General features: G+C 32.5%; 21 protein-coding genes and 1 pseudogene. 20 read left to right on the forward strand and 2 right to left on the reverse strand.

Features of this window, described 5'->3' with window-relative positions; all coding sequences use genetic code 11:
• Positions 1-29 precede the first annotated feature (29 nt).
• The 5 genes and pseudogenes from RMO53_RS13195 (at position 30) to RMO53_RS13215 (ending at position 3,871) form a co-directional block, all read left to right on the forward strand.
• Complete coding sequence (locus tag RMO53_RS13195; protein WP_310381599.1) at positions 30-305, forward strand: ATP-dependent Clp protease adaptor ClpS; 276 nt, start codon at positions 30-32, stop codon at positions 303-305.
• Between the two features lie 95 nt (positions 306-400).
• Positions 401-1,672, forward strand: coding sequence for a sterol desaturase family protein (locus RMO53_RS13200; RefSeq protein WP_310381601.1), 1,272 nt, complete (start codon positions 401-403; stop codon positions 1,670-1,672).
• Between the two features lie 4 nt (positions 1,673-1,676).
• Complete coding sequence (locus RMO53_RS13205; RefSeq protein ID WP_310381603.1) at positions 1,677-2,351, forward strand: lysoplasmalogenase; 675 nt, start codon at positions 1,677-1,679, stop codon at positions 2,349-2,351.
• 33 nt (positions 2,352-2,384) lie between these two features.
• Positions 2,385-3,047, forward strand: a complete 663-nt coding sequence (locus RMO53_RS13210; RefSeq protein WP_310381605.1) for a hypothetical protein — start codon at positions 2,385-2,387, stop codon at positions 3,045-3,047.
• Positions 3,048-3,229: 182 nt separating this feature from the next.
• Positions 3,230-3,871 (forward strand): annotated as a pseudogene (locus RMO53_RS13215) (hypothetical protein).
• A gap of 155 nt (positions 3,872-4,026) precedes the next feature.
• Here RMO53_RS13215 and RMO53_RS13220 read toward each other — a convergent pair.
• Entirely contained in the window at positions 4,027-4,440 is a 414-nt protein-coding gene (locus RMO53_RS13220; protein WP_310381607.1) for a DUF6691 family protein, read from the reverse strand.
• 3 nt (positions 4,441-4,443) lie between these two features.
• Entirely contained in the window at positions 4,444-5,001 is a 558-nt protein-coding gene (locus RMO53_RS13225) for a YeeE/YedE thiosulfate transporter family protein (RefSeq protein ID WP_310381609.1), read from the reverse strand.
• A 156-nt stretch (positions 5,002-5,157) separates the two neighbouring features.
• On the opposite strand from RMO53_RS13225, the gene RMO53_RS13230 reads away from it, so the two are divergent.
• From RMO53_RS13230 to RMO53_RS13300, 15 genes are all read left to right on the forward strand, one after another.
• Entirely contained in the window at positions 5,158-5,610 is a 453-nt protein-coding gene (locus RMO53_RS13230; protein ID WP_310381611.1) for a 2-dehydro-3-deoxyphosphooctonate aldolase, read from the forward strand.
• A 67-nt stretch (positions 5,611-5,677) separates the two neighbouring features.
• Positions 5,678-6,496 (forward strand): 3-deoxy-8-phosphooctulonate synthase, encoded by an 819-nt coding sequence (kdsA, locus tag RMO53_RS13235; protein WP_310381613.1) that lies wholly within the window; start codon positions 5,678-5,680, stop codon positions 6,494-6,496.
• Positions 6,497-6,506: 10 nt separating this feature from the next.
• Entirely contained in the window at positions 6,507-7,364 is an 858-nt protein-coding gene (locus RMO53_RS13240; RefSeq protein ID WP_310381615.1) for a hypothetical protein, read from the forward strand.
• 91 nt (positions 7,365-7,455) lie between these two features.
• Entirely contained in the window at positions 7,456-8,079 is a 624-nt protein-coding gene (locus RMO53_RS13245; protein WP_310381617.1) for a hypothetical protein, read from the forward strand.
• Between the two features lie 2 nt (positions 8,080-8,081).
• Complete coding sequence (locus RMO53_RS13250; protein WP_310381618.1) at positions 8,082-8,378, forward strand: transcriptional regulator; 297 nt, start codon at positions 8,082-8,084, stop codon at positions 8,376-8,378.
• 54 nt (positions 8,379-8,432) lie between these two features.
• Positions 8,433-8,765 carry a hypothetical protein gene (locus tag RMO53_RS13255; RefSeq protein WP_310381620.1) on the forward strand — a complete coding sequence of 111 codons (333 nt, stop codon included), beginning with the start codon at positions 8,433-8,435 and terminating at the stop codon, positions 8,763-8,765.
• 19 nt (positions 8,766-8,784) lie between these two features.
• Entirely contained in the window at positions 8,785-10,146 is a 1,362-nt protein-coding gene (creD, locus tag RMO53_RS13260) for a cell envelope integrity protein CreD (RefSeq protein ID WP_310381622.1), read from the forward strand.
• 372 nt (positions 10,147-10,518) lie between these two features.
• The gene (locus RMO53_RS13265) at positions 10,519-11,097 is read left to right on the forward strand and encodes a hypothetical protein (RefSeq protein WP_310381624.1); all 579 of its coding nucleotides are present in this window, start codon (positions 10,519-10,521) and stop codon (positions 11,095-11,097) included.
• A gap of 154 nt (positions 11,098-11,251) precedes the next feature.
• A complete protein-coding gene (locus RMO53_RS13270) occupies positions 11,252-12,040 on the forward strand; it encodes a transglutaminase domain-containing protein (protein WP_310381625.1) in 789 nt (262 codons plus the stop codon).
• A 45-nt stretch (positions 12,041-12,085) separates the two neighbouring features.
• Entirely contained in the window at positions 12,086-13,333 is a 1,248-nt protein-coding gene (gene pepT / locus RMO53_RS13275) for a peptidase T (protein WP_310381627.1), read from the forward strand.
• Between the two features lie 160 nt (positions 13,334-13,493).
• Positions 13,494-13,919, forward strand: coding sequence for a hypothetical protein (locus RMO53_RS13280; protein WP_310381629.1), 426 nt, complete (start codon positions 13,494-13,496; stop codon positions 13,917-13,919).
• A 181-nt stretch (positions 13,920-14,100) separates the two neighbouring features.
• A complete protein-coding gene (locus tag RMO53_RS13285; RefSeq protein ID WP_310381631.1) occupies positions 14,101-15,246 on the forward strand; it encodes a beta-propeller fold lactonase family protein in 1,146 nt (381 codons plus the stop codon).
• A gap of 131 nt (positions 15,247-15,377) precedes the next feature.
• On the forward strand, positions 15,378-16,079 hold the full coding sequence (locus RMO53_RS13290; RefSeq protein ID WP_310381632.1) for a response regulator transcription factor: 702 nt from the start codon (positions 15,378-15,380) through the stop codon (positions 16,077-16,079).
• 7 nt (positions 16,080-16,086) lie between these two features.
• Positions 16,087-17,553 carry a HAMP domain-containing sensor histidine kinase gene (locus RMO53_RS13295; RefSeq protein WP_310381634.1) on the forward strand — a complete coding sequence of 489 codons (1,467 nt, stop codon included), beginning with the start codon at positions 16,087-16,089 and terminating at the stop codon, positions 17,551-17,553.
• Positions 17,554-17,599: 46 nt separating this feature from the next.
• Positions 17,600-18,160, forward strand: coding sequence for a TlpA disulfide reductase family protein (locus RMO53_RS13300; RefSeq protein ID WP_310381636.1), 561 nt, complete (start codon positions 17,600-17,602; stop codon positions 18,158-18,160).
• Positions 18,161-18,180: the final 20 nt, after the last annotated feature.

Raw genomic sequence — 18,180 nt, forward strand, 5'->3', positions numbered from 1 at the left:
TTTTATTTAACCTCTAAAATTATTTAAAAATGAGTACCAAAGAAAAAATAAGAGAAAAAACAACTACAAAAGAAATTACATCCATAAACAACGAAATTGTAGTTTATAATGATGATGTAAACACTTTTGACCACGTAATTGACACCCTAATTCGGGTTTGTAATCACACCTCAGAACAAGCAGAACAATGCTCTTTGATTGTGCATTACAACGGAAAATGTACCGTAAAAACAGGCACTATCGACAAACTTAAACCTCAATGCTCGCAATTACTGGAAGCGGGTTTAAGCGCCGAGATTATTTAAAAAACTACTGATACAATCGCAATGCAGAATTAATTTTACACAATAATTAATTCTGCATTGTCTTTTATCATATATTCGTATAAAAATCATGCTTTATGGAAGAATACGCTAAAATTTTAGTATTCGTTATGCCAATATTTTTATTACTAATTGCAATAGAAAAAATTTACGGTTACTACAAAGGGCAAGACACAGCGCCATATATGGATACAGTTTCGAGTGTGAGTTCTGGTATGACAAATTCTGTGAAAGACGTTTTAGGAATTAGTATTTCCTTATTATCCTACGAATGGTTGTATTCTAAAATTGCTATTTTTCATCTCGAAGCAACAGTTTTGGCCTACATTATAGGTTTTATAGTAATCGATTTTTATGGCTATTGGACACATCGATGGTCGCATCAAATTAATTTTTTGTGGAACAAACATGCTATTCATCACAGTAGCGAAGAGTTCAACTTGGCTTGTGCTTTGCGCCAAACGGTTTCCAGTTTTGTGAATTTATTTACTTTTTTATTAATTCCAGCAGCTTTTTTTGGCGTTCCGCCAGTCGTGATTGCCATTACTTTACCTATTCAATTGTTTTTGCAATTTTGGTATCATACCCAACACATCAAAAAAATGGGTTTTATAGAAAAAATCCTTGTAACGCCATCACATCATCGAGTGCATCACGCCATCAATCCTGAATATATGGACAAGAATCATTCGCAAATATTCATAATTTGGGATAAATTATTTGGCACTTTTCAGGAAGAATTACCAACAGTTCCAGCAGTTTATGGCATCACGAGACCAGCACAAACTTGGAACCCCATTCGGATTAATTTTCAGCATTTGTGGTTACTGATTCGCGATGCTTGGTACGCCGAAAATTGGAAAGACAAATTCACTATTTGGTTTAAACCCACAGGTTGGCGACCGGAAAATTTCGAAGAGAAATATCCTGCACACAAAATTACCAATGTTTATAATTTCGAGAAATACGGCACGCAACACTCTAAAAAATTGATGTATTGGGCAATTACACAAACGGTGGTTACCTTGTTACTTATTACATATATGTATGATTCGATTGCGAAAATTGGTTTGCCAAATGTTTTTGTTTACGGCGCATTCGTTTTCGCAACGATTTACAGTTACACGGAACTGATGGATACTCGAAAATTTTCTTTGTTTTGGGAAAGTATTCGGTTTGTGTTTGGGATTGCAATTATTTCGTATTATGGTGATTGGTTTGGGTTGAACGCAGTATTTCCTTTTACTAATTATATCATTATTAGCTATTTGACTTTGTCCTTATTGGTTACAATTTACTTTGTAAGTGTCAATTTCGAAAAGGAAAAACTAACATTGGCTCAAATTTAAGTTTATGAAAGATGCTTTATTATTAAAAAGTTTTATTGGTTTTAGCGCTTTTTATCTTTTGATAATCCTTTTTGGGCAGGACAACATTTCGTGGTTTTTGAAACCATTATTGCTTCCTTTTTTGCTATTGGCAGTATATTATTCTGAACCTTTTCCAACTAAAAAGTTGCTTTTACTTGCTTTGACTTTCTCTTGGATTGGCGATGTAATTTTGATGTTTGCTGACAAAGGTGAGTTGTATTTCATCTTTGGATTGGTTGCTTTCCTCTTATCACATCTTGTTTATATTGTTTTATTTAGCAAACAATTACCAACCGAAAACCATTCAAATAAAAGTATATTGTGGATTGGAATTGTAGCTATTCTGGCTTATCTAGCATTAATGTTGGCTACTTTATTACCGAGTTTGGGTGATTTGAAAATTCCTGTTGTGGTGTATGCTTTGGTGATTTCTACGATGCTTTTCTTTGCTTTCAAACGGAGTTTGAGTTGGGAAAAACCAGCAAATAATTATATTTTATTGGGTGCAATTATTTTTGTAAGCTCAGATAGTATTCTGGCTTTCGATAAATTTTACATTCCAATTCCAATGAGTAATTTTCTAATTATGGCAACGTATTTAGTAGCACAGTATTTAATCGTCGCTGGGATTTTGAAGTTGAATGAGGAAAAAACATAGTGGTAATATATATGTACCTGAAAGCTTAAAAAAATGAAACTAAAAAACCCAACGAAAGAATTCATTGATGAAATTCTTAAACAATATTCAGTTGAAGATGGTTACGAACTTGATAAAAATCTTCTTAAATTATTTAAAACATTTAATGATGATAAAAACAAATTCAATGTTTTAATAAAAGTTGCATCATTAAATAAAATTTACTCAACAGCAATCGTTAATATAAATCCAGTAGTTGACCAAATAAATAAAACCTCTATCTCTGAATCAAATCCAAAAACAATAACTGAATATATTACATTTGTAGATAAAATAGCTAAAGTTAATTGGACAAATGGAAAAGGAAAATGTTTTGAACGGAATAACTTATCTTTTTCAACCAAATACGTTCATTTTTTAAGCGATTTTGAAACACCAATTTACGATAGTTATATTTGGATTATTATAAATGGATATTTAGGTCAAAAAAATAACGAAAAGATTTCATTTGAAAACCCAAATAATTTCAAAGAGTTTTATGCAACATTTGAAAAATTTAAAACAGATTTAGGTTTAGAAAGCTACTCGAATTACGATATTGATAAGTTTCTATGGCAATATGGAAAAAAGTTAATACAAGAAATTGAAAATGAAATGTTGATTGATTTAGAACAAGCTAAATCTGAACTAAAGAAAAGAATAAAAGCCAGTTGCTAACAGTTACAAAGGATTTGTCCATTTGGCTTAATAGAAAGTTGGTTTTGTATTTGGGAGTTTTAGCAAATCCGAAAATTGGGCTTAATTTATTACCAAACCCATGTATACCCAGAGTTTAGCGACTATTTTGAACCGCTATTATCGAAACATTCTACTTATCAATTCTTTGTTTATATTTGTAAATGCAAAATCATTTAAAAGATGAACTACACTATGTCCTTTCAGGAAAGAGCGAAATTAGGTTTGGAACAGTTATCCAAACAATCGCCAGTTACCTTAACGATGGCGAGAAAGCAGGCCAAACTATTGAAATCGAAAAGCATTTCAAAAGACAAGAAGCAGAGAAGTTAGAAAAATATATTTCTGAGAATAATCTTTGGATAAAGAACATAGACTTTTCACAATATGTTAGCGAAGGAGCTGAACAGAAAGTTTACTTATAAGACAGCGAACACGTTTTGAAACTTAACGATGCGATATATTACAATTCTTGGAAAGATTATCTTTACAACTTATTACTTCACAATTATTTCTTCGCTGACACAGCTTATGAGTTAGTCGGATTCACAAAAGACAGTGAAACTTTATACGCTGTTGTCCAACAAAATTATGTCACTGCTACTTCCAATACAGATTTATTTAAAGTAAAAACATTTTTAACTTTAAACGGATTTAAAAATAACCGTAACAACGATTATTTTAATAGTGAATTAGGAATAATCCTTGAGGATTTGCATGACGAAAACGTACTTACTCAAAATGATATTTTGTACTTTATAGATACTGTTTTTTATTTGACAGAAGAATTTTGGACAAGAGATTAAAACATTCGCTAACAGGCATTTACGCTATTTCAGGTTTGGGCATCATTTAAATTTATTTGTACTGTTGCACCTTTAACCAAAATATAAGTTCATACATAATCACAACCACAAGTGTGGTAACGTGGAATCCATAAAATATCTTCAAAATATAATTTCTAATGCCACAATTTATCTTTCAAAACCCCATAAATAAAAGTCCCTACCAACGCACCAAAAAGCACCAATAAAACACTCCAAAATCCTGCACCGAGCAAAATAAAAATAGGTCCAGGACAACAACCAACCAATGCCCAACCGAGACCGAAAAATAATCCGCCAATCCAATATCGAGCTGAGCCTTTGTCTTTGTCAGGAATTACAATGGGTTCGCCATTGATGTCTTTGATGTTTTTTCGTTTTATAATTTGAATCCCTATCAATCCCGTGGCAATTGCAACGCCAATGATTCCGTACATGTGAAACGACTGAAACTGGAACATTTCGTAGATTCTATACCAAGATACAGCTTCGGATTTTGTGAGAACAATTCCAAAAACAAAACCAACGAGTAAATATTTTATAAATTTCATAATCTAAAAAAGTAAGGGTAAAATAAAATGAGCCATAATTAATCCGCCAACAAAAAACCCTATAACCGCTTTGAGAGAAGGTAATTGCAAACTACTCAAGCCTGTAATAGCGTGGCCTGACGTGCAACCACCAGCATATCGTGAACCAAAGCCTATTAAGATTCCACCAATAATTAAGATAAAAATATGGTAAGGCGATTCGAGAATTTGGCTTCCAAAAAGAGCATCGGGAACTAATTTTCCGTTTGGCGCATCGATGCCAAGTGTTGCGAGTTGCGCAATCGTTTTTGGATTAATAGCCACATTCGAAGCATCGCTCATATAATGAACCGCTACAAAACCGCCAAGCATAGCGCCAAGCACAACTACCAAATTCCAGCGTTGCGCTTTCCAATCGAAATCAAAGAAAGACACTTTTTTGCCAACACCAATTATGGTGCAAAGCGAGCGAAGGTTAGATGACATTCCGAAAGTTTTTCCGAAATAAATCAGACAAAGCATAATCATGCCAATCAAAAATCCCGAAATAGACCAAGACCAAGTTTGAAAAAGTAGATTCATAGTGTACATTTTATGAAACAAAAATAGGAAATCTAATTTTTAAAAATAGTATGAATTAGGCATAATTATTGATTTATGTTGCGCTGTGTTTGAAAGACTTATTATCTTTGTTTCAATCATCAAAAGGATCTAAAAATCACGCTCAAAAATACATTTATGAAAAACATTCTGGCTTATATTGCTATAGTTTTAGCAACGGTTTCTTGCGGAAGTACAAAATCAACTTTGAAAAATGTCGATGACAATGCGCCGAATCTAAAACTTACTAATGACAACACTTTTGTAATTACTGAAAACAGCAAAGACTCAAAATATGGGTACAATAAAGATTATCCGGTGAATGTTTTTTATAGAAACAGCAAAGAAGAAACCATCAATCAGGAACGTTATTTGAGTGCTTTGGCTGGACCAAATGGAGAGAAAATTACCTACACCAGACTCGAAAGTTGCTGTCCGTTTCCCACAAAAAGAAGCGATATGGGAGCAGGATTTCTAGACGTTTACGAAATAAAATGGGAAGGTCTAAACAAACCGCTCCTACTCTATTTGAACATTTACGAAAAAGGATTCGTGATGATACCTGTTGGTCTTACTTTAAAAAAAAGGTAAATTAACCCTAAATCATAATTCATAAATCGTAATTCCTAATTACATTTGCACCATCAAAAATCACATTATGAACATACACCATATTCCGCAAATCAAACATACTAAGAGTGGTAATTTCTTTTTACTTGCTGGACCTTGCGCCATTGAAGACGAAGAAATGGCGATGCGAATTGCCGAAAAACTAATAGGAATTACAGATAAATTACAAATTCCTTTTGTTTTTAAAGGTTCTTTCAAAAAAGCAAATCGCTCTAGAATTGACAGTTTTTCGGGCATTGGCGACGAAAAAGCATTGAAGATACTTCGAAAAGTTTCCGAAACTTTTAGAGTTCCAACCGTTACTGATATTCATACTAATGAAGATGCCGAAATGGCAGCGCAATACGTAGATGTCTTGCAAATTCCAGCTTTCTTAGTACGTCAAACGGATTTAGTCGTGGCTGCAGCCAATACCGGAAAAGTCGTAAACCTGAAAAAAGGACAATTTATGAGTCCCGAAAGCATGAAACACGCCGTACAAAAAGTGTTGGATTGCAACAATCAAAATGTGATGGTTACTGATCGCGGAACCATGTTTGGTTACCAAGACATGATTGTGGATTTTCGTGGAATTCCTACCATGCAACACTATGCCACCACAGTTCTAGATGTAACCCATTCGCTACAACAACCCAACCAAACTGCTGGTGTTACTGGCGGAAGACCCGATATGATTGAAACCGTTGCAAAAGCCGGAATCGCAGTAGGCGTTGATGGAATTTTTATAGAAACCCATTTTGATCCTGCAAATGCAAAAAGTGATGGAGCAAATATGTTACATCTCGATTATTTCGAAGATTTGATGACTAAATTAGTAGCCATTAGACAAACTATAAATCAGTTTTAAATTTAATTCCTTGAAAAATATATTTCTATATTCAGTATTTATATTGGCTTTTTCTGCAACTACTTTTGCTCAAGAAACTATCAAAGTTCAAGACAAATACACCGCTCACAACAAAGGAAAATTCTTTATTTCTTGGGGCGGAAACAGAGACAGTTACTCAAAATCAGATATTAATTTTCGAGGTAAAGACTATAATTTTACTTTAGAAAATGCAGTTGCACACGACAAACCAAAAGGTTGGCATGTTGATTATCTTAATCCTGCGAGAATGACCATTCCGCAAACTAATTTTAGAATGGGCTATTTTATAAACGATCATTACAGCATTGCAATAGGTTGGGATCACATGAAATATGTATTGACACAAGTCCAAACCGTGAATGTAACTGGAGAAATAAACTTTCCTATAACCGAACCTGGTGCTGTATATAACGGAATTTATAACCATAATTCTACAGTAATGACCCAAGATTTTATGATGTTTGAACATACTGATGGTTTGAATTATGTAAACACGGAGTTTTCGAGACATGATGACGTTTCGGCTTTGTTTAAAATAAAAAATACGGATAAAATCCAAATTAATTTAACCGAAGGAGTTGGTGTTGGGTTGCTTTATCCAAAGACAAACGCTACACTTTTAGGCAAAACACGCTATGATGATTTTAATGTTTCGGGTTTTGGAACTTCTCTCAAAGCAGGTGTAAATATTACCTTCTACAAACATTTTTATATTCAGGGAGAATTAAAAGGCGGATACATCAATATGCAGGACATTCGAACTACACAAAGCACAGCCGATAGTGCTTCCCAGGAATTTTTCTTTTTCCAAAGTATTATCGCTTTTGGTGGAATTTTTAAGATTTAGAACTTTTTTTAGACAGTTTATAAAATAGTTGCCTTTTTTTTTGGTAACTATTTTTTTTATTATTTACTTTGCAATTCAAAGTACTTTAAAAATGGAAAAAGAAAAATACCTTAGTGATATTTCCGAAATAAAAAATTTAATGGATAAATCTTCTCGATTCATTTCTTTGAGTGGACTTTCAGGAATTTTGGCTGGCGTGTATTCCTTAATTGGAGCATGGTTGGTGTATAAAATAATTTATTTTGACACAACAACTTTAGGGAATTATAGCGATTTGATTGTAACAGAAACTGCACTAATCAAACTTTCTATGATTGCTTCGACAGTTCTTTTGTTGTCAATACTAACAGCAATCGTTTTGAGTATTAGAAAAGCTAAAAAAAGTAATGACACACTTTGGAATGCTTCTTCAAAACGATTGGTCATTAACTTTATGATACCATTAGCAACTGGTGGTTTTTTTATTTTGTTTTTAATCGAAAAAGAAGTTTTGGGATTAGTTGCTCCTTTAACATTAATTTTTTACGGATTAGCCTGTGTAAATGCGAGTAAATACACACTTGGTGATGTACGCTATTTGGGAATTACTATGATCTTTTTGGGATTGCTTTCCACTTGGTTTTTAGGATATGGTTTGCTATTTTGGGCACTAGGTTTCGGGGTTTGCCACATACTTTATGGTTCAATAATGTATTATAAATATGATAGAAAATAGTTTTGAAAAACATTATCCAAAATATAAACAAAGCCTTCGATCATCGAATACGACTGGGAATCATGTCGGTTTTGATGGTGAATGAATCAGCAGATTTTAGTACACTAAAAGAACTTTTGGGTGTTACTGACGGTAATCTTGCCAGTCATACCAAAGCATTAGAACTAGAGAATTATATCGCCATCGAAAAGCAATTTATTGGCAAAAAACCAAACACCAGTTATAGTGCTACAATTGATGGAAAAAAAGCATTTAGAGAACATATTGATGCACTCGAAAAATTAATTCAAAAAAAATAATCCTATTTTTTTAATTATTTACTTTGAATTTCAAAGTACTTTTAAAATAAAATTATGAAAAATTTAGAAAAACAAAAAAAAGATTTTCAAGGAGCATTTTCTACAGAAATTGCCATTACTACATTTGCCATTGGAACCATATTATTTCTATTGTATTATATATTTCCAAATAAATCGGAGCTACTAATTACAGGATTATTTTACATATTTTTTGCTGTTCTCGTGAATGGAATACTACTCTTAATATTACTCTACCACTACATTATTTTGCCAAATCAAAGAGAATTTATTGCTATAAAAATCATGATTCTGATAAGCAACATTCCTATTGCGACACTTTACCTCTATATCATAATAAACCTATTGAACAATGAACTTAAATTTTAAACCTTAAACAAAAACAAAAATGGAAACATCAGAAAATCAAAATCAATCAAATTTTTTTCAATCTAATACTGCCAAAATGATTATGGTAGGTTTACTGACACTCGTTTTACTTATTCCTCTTGAACTGGTCAAAGACTTAATTATAGAACGGTCGCAGCGCCAAAACGAAGTTATTACTGAAATCAATGACAAATGGGGCGAAAACGTATTTTTTTATGGTCCAATTCTAAAAGTTCCCTATACATCTTACGAAGAAACAATTTCGATTAACGAAAAGACAAAAGAAACCGTAAAACAAAAAAAAGCATCCACTAACTATGCGTATTTTTTTCCTGAGGAATTAAAAGCCAACACAAATGTAACTACTAAAGTATTGAACAGAAACAATTATGAATCCGTAGTTTTTAGCTCAAAAATGAAGTTTGAGGGCGATTATAATCTTCCGGATTTCAGTAGCAAAAACATTAAAAACGAAAATATTCAATGGGACAAAGCTACAGTTTTGATAAAAACAACCAATTTAAAAAGCATAAAAGACGAAGTGAAAATCAAATTTAGAAACACCAATTTCACCTTTGAACCCGTTTATAGCGACACCACAAAAGACAGCACCGAAGCATTAGAAACGGGTTATATTGATTTAAGAAAAATCCTAGTTCTAGGGAAAACTAATTTTAATTTTGACATTACTTACAACGGAAGCCAGCAAATAAAAATGGTTCCTATAGGCAAAACTACACAAGTAAGTATGAAATCAAATTGGGCTGCGCCAAGTTTTACAGGAAACTTTCTTCCTGATGACAAGACCAAACAAATTACAAATTCGGGATTTGTAGCTAATTGGAAAATATTACATATCAACAGAGCGTTTTCGCAACAATCATTTGACAACTTACCTGATTTAAGTCAATATGCCTTTGGGGTTGATTTTGTAATTCCTGTGAATCAATACCAGCAAAACGAACGCGCTTCTAAATATGGTTTTCTAGTAATTGGGTTGACATTTCTAATTTTCTTTTTGATACAATCCATCAGCAAAATCAGGATTCATATCTTTCAATATTCAATGATTGGTTTGGCACTAATACTATTTTACACCTTACTCATTTCAATTACGGAGCATAGCAGTTTTAGGAATGCCTATATTATTTCTGGAATTGCGGTTGTTATATTAATTGCACTTTATTCCGTTTCAATTTTAAAGAATCGAAAATTTCCGGTATTTATTGCTCTCTCTCTTAGCGCATTATATACTTTTCTATATGTAATTATTCAATTAGAAAATTATGCTTTGATAGTAGGAAGCATCGGATTGTTTGCAATACTTTCGGCAGTGATGTATTTTTCTAGAAAAATAGATTGGAACACTAGTAATTCTTGATGCTGATAAAATTGTTATTTGAAATAATTTTAAAAAATCACTACTTCTAAAAAATTCTCCTAATCAAGGAGAATTTTTTTATTTATAAATAGGAATCGTTTATTAAATAAAAACTCCTAAAATAGAATTATTGTTAGTAATTAAAATCCCCTTTTTACGTATTAATAAATATCAAAATACTAGGGATTATTCTGGCTTCATTAGCCATTTAGGTCATAAAAAGTCTCACAAATAAAATTTGTTTTGTATATTTGAAAGTTAAACTTTTTTTTGTAGCAAAATCACTATTATCTTAAAGCCACAAGACGTTATAAAATTTACATAATTTTAAAAAAATAATTTATAATTCGTATGAAATTAGAACCTATGAAAATGATTAGAATTTACCCCAACGAAGAGTTTAGGGAAATTATAATTGAAGATAAACTAAAGTTACGCTATGCAATTTCGAACAAAGGCCGATTGATTAGTTTTGTAAAAGACATGAAATTTGGCAGGATTTTAAAAGGAGGAACTTCTGACGGTTATAAACTTTTTAAATACAAAATCTACACAGACGGAAAAGTATCCAACAAGCATTTGTTTTTTTCAAAACTTATTGCGGAATTTTTTATACCTAAAAGTTCTGAAGAACAAACATTTGTCCTACATTTAGATAGAAAGCGTGACAATGACGATTATCGAAATTTAAAATGGGCGACTAGAGATGAAATGATAGAACACAGCAGGCAAAGCCCATTTGTAATTCAAGCCAAAAAAAATTTATTAGAGCACAATATAAAATCAGACGGAAAAAAATTAACCGTAACAAAGGTTATGCTCATAAAAAAAATCCTAGCTAAGCCAGACCAAAAAACACGGCTTAAAATGATTGCAAAACAGTTTGGTGTTAGCGAAATGCAAATTCGCAGAATCAAATCTGGAGAAAATTGGGGGCATATAATTGTATAATATTAAAAAAATAAAATATTTTATATTCCCTTTAAGTTTTTAATAATAAAACACTACTTTAGTAAGATATTACAACTTAAACTACCCCAAATCAAGTTTGTAAAACAGTTTGTTGCTGAATAAAATTTCAGCAACTTCATTTAAATTCATACAAATGGGTAGATCTATTCAATGGTATTTAAGACGACATCCTTTATTATATAAAATTAGGTTTAGATTAGTTTCAAAAAACACCACTTTATCTTCCGTAGAGCACTATTGCTATAATGACATCAACAAGAAAAATAATGTTTCTTCAATTTTTTATGAATTAAACACAAAAATATTCGCTAATTATAGTGAAACTTTAACCAACTTTGAAAAGGCAAAAAAAATCACACTTTGGTTAAAAAACAATATCAAAGGCGGACCAGGGTTAGGTAAATCGTCAACGACAGCTTTAAAAAAAATGATTCAAGGCGAAGGCGGTGTTTGCAGTGATGTTGCACAAGTTTTCAATAATTTTTGTGTAATTAATGATTTAAAAGTAAAAGAATGGGGGATGAAAAATTCCTCAAAGGACTCCTCTATTTCTGGCGGACATTCCTTTAATGAAGTCTATTGCAATGAATTTCAAAAGTGGATTATGATCGATGTGGGTAAATCAATTGTTTTTAAAGTTGCGAATCAAAACATACCCTTATCTGCTTTTGAGTTTATAAAATTTAAAAAAGAGAATAAAGAAATAAATGTTATAGATCTATTTTCAAATAGCAAAATTGAAGATGATAATATAAATAATGTCTTTTTAAAATCGAATTCATCACTTTTTGTAATTACAAATTACAACAATAAAAACTATGATTATTTATTGGATAAATTAGAATTTTTACCAGAATCAATTATTCATGGTTTACTATTTATAGTAGGTAAAAGTTATGTTTTTGAATTTCCAAATCAATAAAAAACTCCTAAAAAAAAGTTTATATTTGCGTAAAACAAAAACAAAATGCAACACATCATAGATCGATTTGTCAGTTATGTAACAATTGATACTGAATCCGATTCCAGTTCCGATACCACACCAAGTACAGCAAAACAATGGGACTTAGCCAATAAACTTGTCGAAGAACTAAAAACCATTGGAATGCAAGACGTTACTATTGACGAGAAAGCCTATATCATGGCTACTTTGCCAAGCAATGTTAAACATGATGTTCCCACAATTGGATTCATATCCCACTTTGACACCACACCAGATTTTACTGGAGCCAACGTAAAACCTCAAATTATTCCCAATTACGACGGAAAAGATATTATTTTAAATAGTCAGCAAAATATCGTTTTGTCACCATCCTATTTTAAAGATTTATTACTTTACAAAGGGCAAACCCTAATCACGACCGACGGAACAACGCTTCTTGGCGCTGATGACAAAGCCGGAATTACCGAAATTGTTACCGCAATGGAATTCCTTATTAAAAATCCCGAAATCAAACACGGAAAAATCAGAATAGGATTCACGCCCGATGAAGAAATAGGTCGTGGCGCACACCATTTTGATGTCGAAAAATTCGGTTGCGATTGGGCTTACACCATGGACGGAAGTCAAGTTGGGGAATTAGAATTCGAAAATTTTAATGCGGCTTCTGCCAAAATTACTTTCAAAGGAAAAAGCGTACATCCAGGTTATGCCAAAGGCAAAATGATAAATTCTATGCTTATCGCCAATGATTTCATAAACGAATTACCTAAAAAAGAAACACCCCAAGAAACAAGAGGTTACGAAGGTTTTTTTCATGTACACCATCTTTCAGGAAGCATTGAGGAAACGGTTTTGGAACTTATTATACGTGATCATAACAAGAAAAAATTTGAAAAACGTAAAGAATTTATTGCCAAAATTGCCCAGAAATTCAATAAAAAATTTACAAAGCAATTTGGTGAAGATATTATTATTACCGAAATAAAGGACCAATACTATAATATGAAAGAAAAAGTTTTACCCGTAAAACATATTGTAGATATTGCCGAAAAAGCCATGAAAGAACTAGGGATAAAGCCACTCATAAAACCCATTCGAGGCGGAACCGATGGTTGTCAATTGTCATACAAAGGGTTACCTTGCCCAAATATTTTTGCAGGCGGTCATAATTTTCACGGAAAATACGAATATGTTCCCGTTGAAAGCATGCAAAAAGCAATTGAAGTAATTGTAAAAATCGCCGAATTAACAGCCAAACCTCATGTCAAATAAAACAATAAAAAAGCATCAAACTTAATTAAAAACCATCTATTGATGGTTTTTTTGTGGAGAAAAATCAGGTAAAAAAACTTAACATTGGCGGATTGTTTTAATGATTATATTTGTTAACAATTAATTTACATTAGAAATAAATCATTTTAAAAAGAGAGTTATGGACGAAAACAAGGAAGAAATTGCAAATGAAATTACCCCAGAAACCATTGAGGTAGTAGCAACACCTAAACTAAGAAAACCAAGGGTTAGCAAACCAACCCAAGAAGTTGAGACAAACATTGATATTCCAGAAGCTGATGAAAATCAAGAAGTAGTTATTTCAGAAGAAGTGGTTATTCTAATAGAAAAAGAAATCAAAAAAGAAAAGAAAAACAAAAACAACAAGATGAAAGAAAAAGAGAAAGAAAAAGCTAAAAAAGCGAAAACTAAAGAAAAAGCTAAGGCTAAAGCAAAAAAGGTAAATAAAGCTAAAAAAGAAAAAGCTAAAAAAGAAAAAGTAAAAGCGAAAGCAAAAGAAAAAAAGGCTAAAGCTAAATCTAAAAAAGCAAAGCAAAATAAAAAAAATAAAAGCAAGAAAAAATAGTTTTAAACTATAAAATCAGCTCCAATTCAAGTCATGAATTGGAGCTGATTTTTTTTTAACAAAGACATCTAGCATTTTAAAAACACAGCTCTATAAAAACTTTATACTTCTGCAATAATTTCGTGATAACTTCAAACGAGATTTGCTTCATAATAAATTAATAACTTTTAAATATTTAATTATGAAAAAATCAAATCTCTTTTTAACAGGATTAACATTGTGTTTATTTATTATAAACGGATGTCAAGACGAAAGTGCTTCACCTCTTGAAAGCACGACTTCTGCTTCGTCTGCTCGAGTGGGGCAAAACAGTACAGGAGCAGTTTATGTAATGGACAATGCAACTAGCGGAAACAACATTGTAGTGTACAATCGCAGTTCTAATGGGCAACTTACCGCTGCCGGAACTTATGCAACTGGCGGTAATGGTTCTGGTGGTGGACTTGGATCTCAAGGTTCACTAATCATCGAAGAAGAGTATCTATATGCTTGCAATGCAGGAAGTAATGAAATATCTATTTTGCATATTAGTAAATCTGGCTTAACGCTTGTTGATAAAATTTCTTCCAACGGAATGCGACCTGTAAGCATTACAACACATGATAATTTAGTCTATGTCTTGAATGCTGGTGGAACAGGTAACATTAGTGGTTTTACAATCTCTGATTCTCATAAATTATATCCAATTGTGGCATCAACAAAACCTTTGAGTAGTTCAAGTGCTGGTGCAGCACAAATCCAGTTTAATGAATCAGGAAGTCAGATAGTTGTTACCGAAAAAGCAACAAATAACATTCTAACTTATACAGTAAATTCATCTGGTTTACCAAGCGATGCTGTTGTAAATGCTTCGGTTGGACAAACGCCTTTTGGTTTTGAATTTGGAAAAAACAATACTCTTATTGTATCGGATGCTTTTGGTGGAGCCGCAGGATTAAGCGCTTTAACTTCGTATTCGTTGAACGATAACGGAAATTTAAATCTCATTTCTGGTCCAATAGGAAATTTTCAAGCTGCTGCATGTTGGGTGGTTGTAACCAATGACGGTCGTTTTTGTTATACTACAAATACTGCAAGCGATAACATTTCAGGATACAAAATAACAAATTCAGGTGCTTTAGAATTAATTGATGCAAACGGAATTACCGTAGTATCTGGAGATGGACCAATTGATATGTATTTAAGTCGCGACTCGCGTTATTTATATGTGCTAAACACAAACGGTCATTCTATAAGTATCTTTAGCATCAATAACAAAGGTGGACTTACAAATATAGGAACAGTATCCGGTTTACTTGCAGGTGCTGTTGGCATGGCAGCTGAATAATTATTAAAATGTAAATTTTAAAAATCAGAAAAGTCATACTCAAAATAGTATCGCATTTTTTTGCAAAAGAGTTTAATTTTATATGTAGATTTGAGTTGTGCCAATTTTAAAAAACTAATAAAGTTTCATTGATGAAAAATATTTTAATGGTCGAAGATGATGTTTCCATAATTGAATTAGTTGATATTCATTTGAAAGACATTCATTGTCAAACAACTAAAGCAAACAATGGAACCGATGGATTGCGTTACGCTTCCAAGAATAAGTATGACTTAATCATTCTTGACATTATGCTTCCTGATATTGATGGAATCGAAATTTGCAAACGAATTCGTGCCGAAAAAAATTTCACACCCATCTTGATGCTCACAGCACGAAGCGAAGAAATAGACAAAATCATAGGTTTAGAAACTGGAGCCGATGATTATTTGACAAAACCCTTTAGTATAAGAGAATTTATAGCACGTGTAAAAGCAATTATTCGTCGAAGTGAAATCGACAACAAAGAGAAAAGCATTTCCGAAGAAGTTTTCACCTGTGATTCATTATCAATTGACCCGCAAAAAAGAAAGGTAACATTGAGCAACGCTAAAGTCGAACTTACACCAAAAGAATTTGATTTACTCTACTTGTTCATGTCAAATCCCGGCAAAAGTTACTCACGTGAAAACTTATTAAACCTAGTTTGGGGTTATGAATTCTCGGGATATGAACATACGGTAAACTCACACATTAATAGATTAAGAACTAAAATAGAAACAGATCTCGCTTCCCCAAAATACATTTTAACAACATGGGGAATTGGCTATCGCTTTACTGATGAAATAAAATAGAATTTATATGAAAAAGAAAACCTTCAATAGCTTATTCTGGAAAATCTCGGCCGTGTTTTTTATACTACTAACGGTTGTTGGATTAATGTACATCTATATTAGTTTTGGGTATTCTGATAACTATTTAGACGAAGTAAATCAACGATTGAATCACGACACTGCCAAGAACATTGTCGAAAATTCAACACCTTTCTATAATGGAGAGGTTATAAAACCTGCTTTAGAGGAAATGTTTCATCACGTTAGAGCTATCAATCCAAGTCTTGAAGTTTATCTAGTTGACCCAAAAGGAAAAATAATTGCTTGGTATCCGCCAGAAAAGAAAATTGCAATGGAATCGATCAATTTGAAACCGGTGCTTCTGTTTATAAATGACAGTACAAATCAATTTATCAAAGGAGATGATCCATTAAATCCAGGTACGCAAAAAGTATTTTCGGCCTCACCATTAACCATGAATAACATGCTTTACGCATACATTTATGTAGTGTTAAAAGGTCAAGAACATCAAGTCGCTTCGGATTCCGTTTTTGGAAGTTATATGTTACAACTCAGTGCTAGAACAATGCTCGTTACGCTTTTGTTTACGTTAGTAATTGGTTTACTAATCATTCGAATTATAACCCAAAATTATTCGAAAATACTTACCGTAATGCAAAAATTTCGACAAGGAGATTTGACTGCTCGTGTGCAATTACAATCCACTGGCGATGAAAAACAACTGGGCGAAATGTTTAATGAAATGGCGGATATATTGACCACAAATATTGACAAACTCAAACAAGTAGAAAATCTCCGACGCGAACTTATTGCTAATGTTTCTCACGATTTGCGAACACCAATTGCTATTATTCGCGGTTATGTAGAAACCCTGCAAATGAAAGAAGAAACCATCACTGCCGAAGAACGAAAACGCTATATAAATACCGTTCGAGAAAGTGCCGAAAAGTTAGAGAAACTAGTAAACGAACTTTTTGAACTCTCAAAACTCGAAGCAAATCAAGTCCAAGCCAAGAAAGAACCTTTCATAATTAGTGAATTAGTAAGCGATATAAGTAGCAAATACCAGCTCATTGCACAAACTAAAAACATATCTATAAGCACCATTTTGTCCAAAGAATTGCCGCCTGTTTATGCTGATGTTTCGCTAATCGAACGTGTGATGCAAAATCTTATAGATAACGCAATGAAGTTCACTCCCGAAGGTGGAAAAATAATTATCCAAACAGCACAAAGTACGGATAACAATGTAGAAATTACAGTATCAGACAACGGTATTGGAATTCCAGAAAATGATCGAGAACAAATTTTTGCTCGTTATTATAAAGCAAACAATTTCACCGATTTAAAAAACAGCACTGGTCTTGGCCTTGCTATTGCAAAAAAAATATTGGACTTGCACAACTCTACTCTTGACTTAATAAGTGTAGAAAATTCAGGCAGCTCTTTTAACTTTAAATTAAAATGTTACTAAAAGCTAGTGACTATAAAAAAATTAAAAATCTAAAATTAAAAATATCATGAAAAAATTAAAAATTCAATCCGCAACAATACTTTTTTCGACTATTCAAAAAGTATCTTTTTTAATAATCATCTTTTTTGCTCTAAATGCATGTTCTGGTAGTGACGATGCAACTACAAATCCAACTCCAACTCCATCTGGGACAACTGCACCCGCATTCACGTTAACCTCTTTAGACAATACACAAGTTAAATTGTCTGATTATAGTAACAAAGTCGTTGTGCTTTTCTTCTTCGGAAATACCTGTCCTTCCTGCAAAGCTATTGCTCCAAGTTTTGAATCAAAATTAGTTACCCCTTTTGCTTCAAAAACAGATTATCAAATTTTAGGATTGGATCAATGGGACGGAAATGCAAGCTCGGTTCAAGGTTTTAAAACTGCAACTGGCGTATCATTTCCGTTACTATTAACTGCATCTAGTGTTGCAGCTTCTTACAAAACTACTTACGACCGACTTGTTGTTATTGACAAAGCTGGAAAAATTGTTTTCACAGGAACACAAGGCGCGGCTGGCGATGTTGATGCCGTTAAACTAAAAGTTCAATCTCTTATAAATTAATCCTTTGGTTAGAAATTCAA

It is taken from the genome of Flavobacterium sp., from assembly GCF_031409475.1.
Lineage (GTDB): Bacteria > Bacteroidota > Bacteroidia > Flavobacteriales > Flavobacteriaceae > Flavobacterium.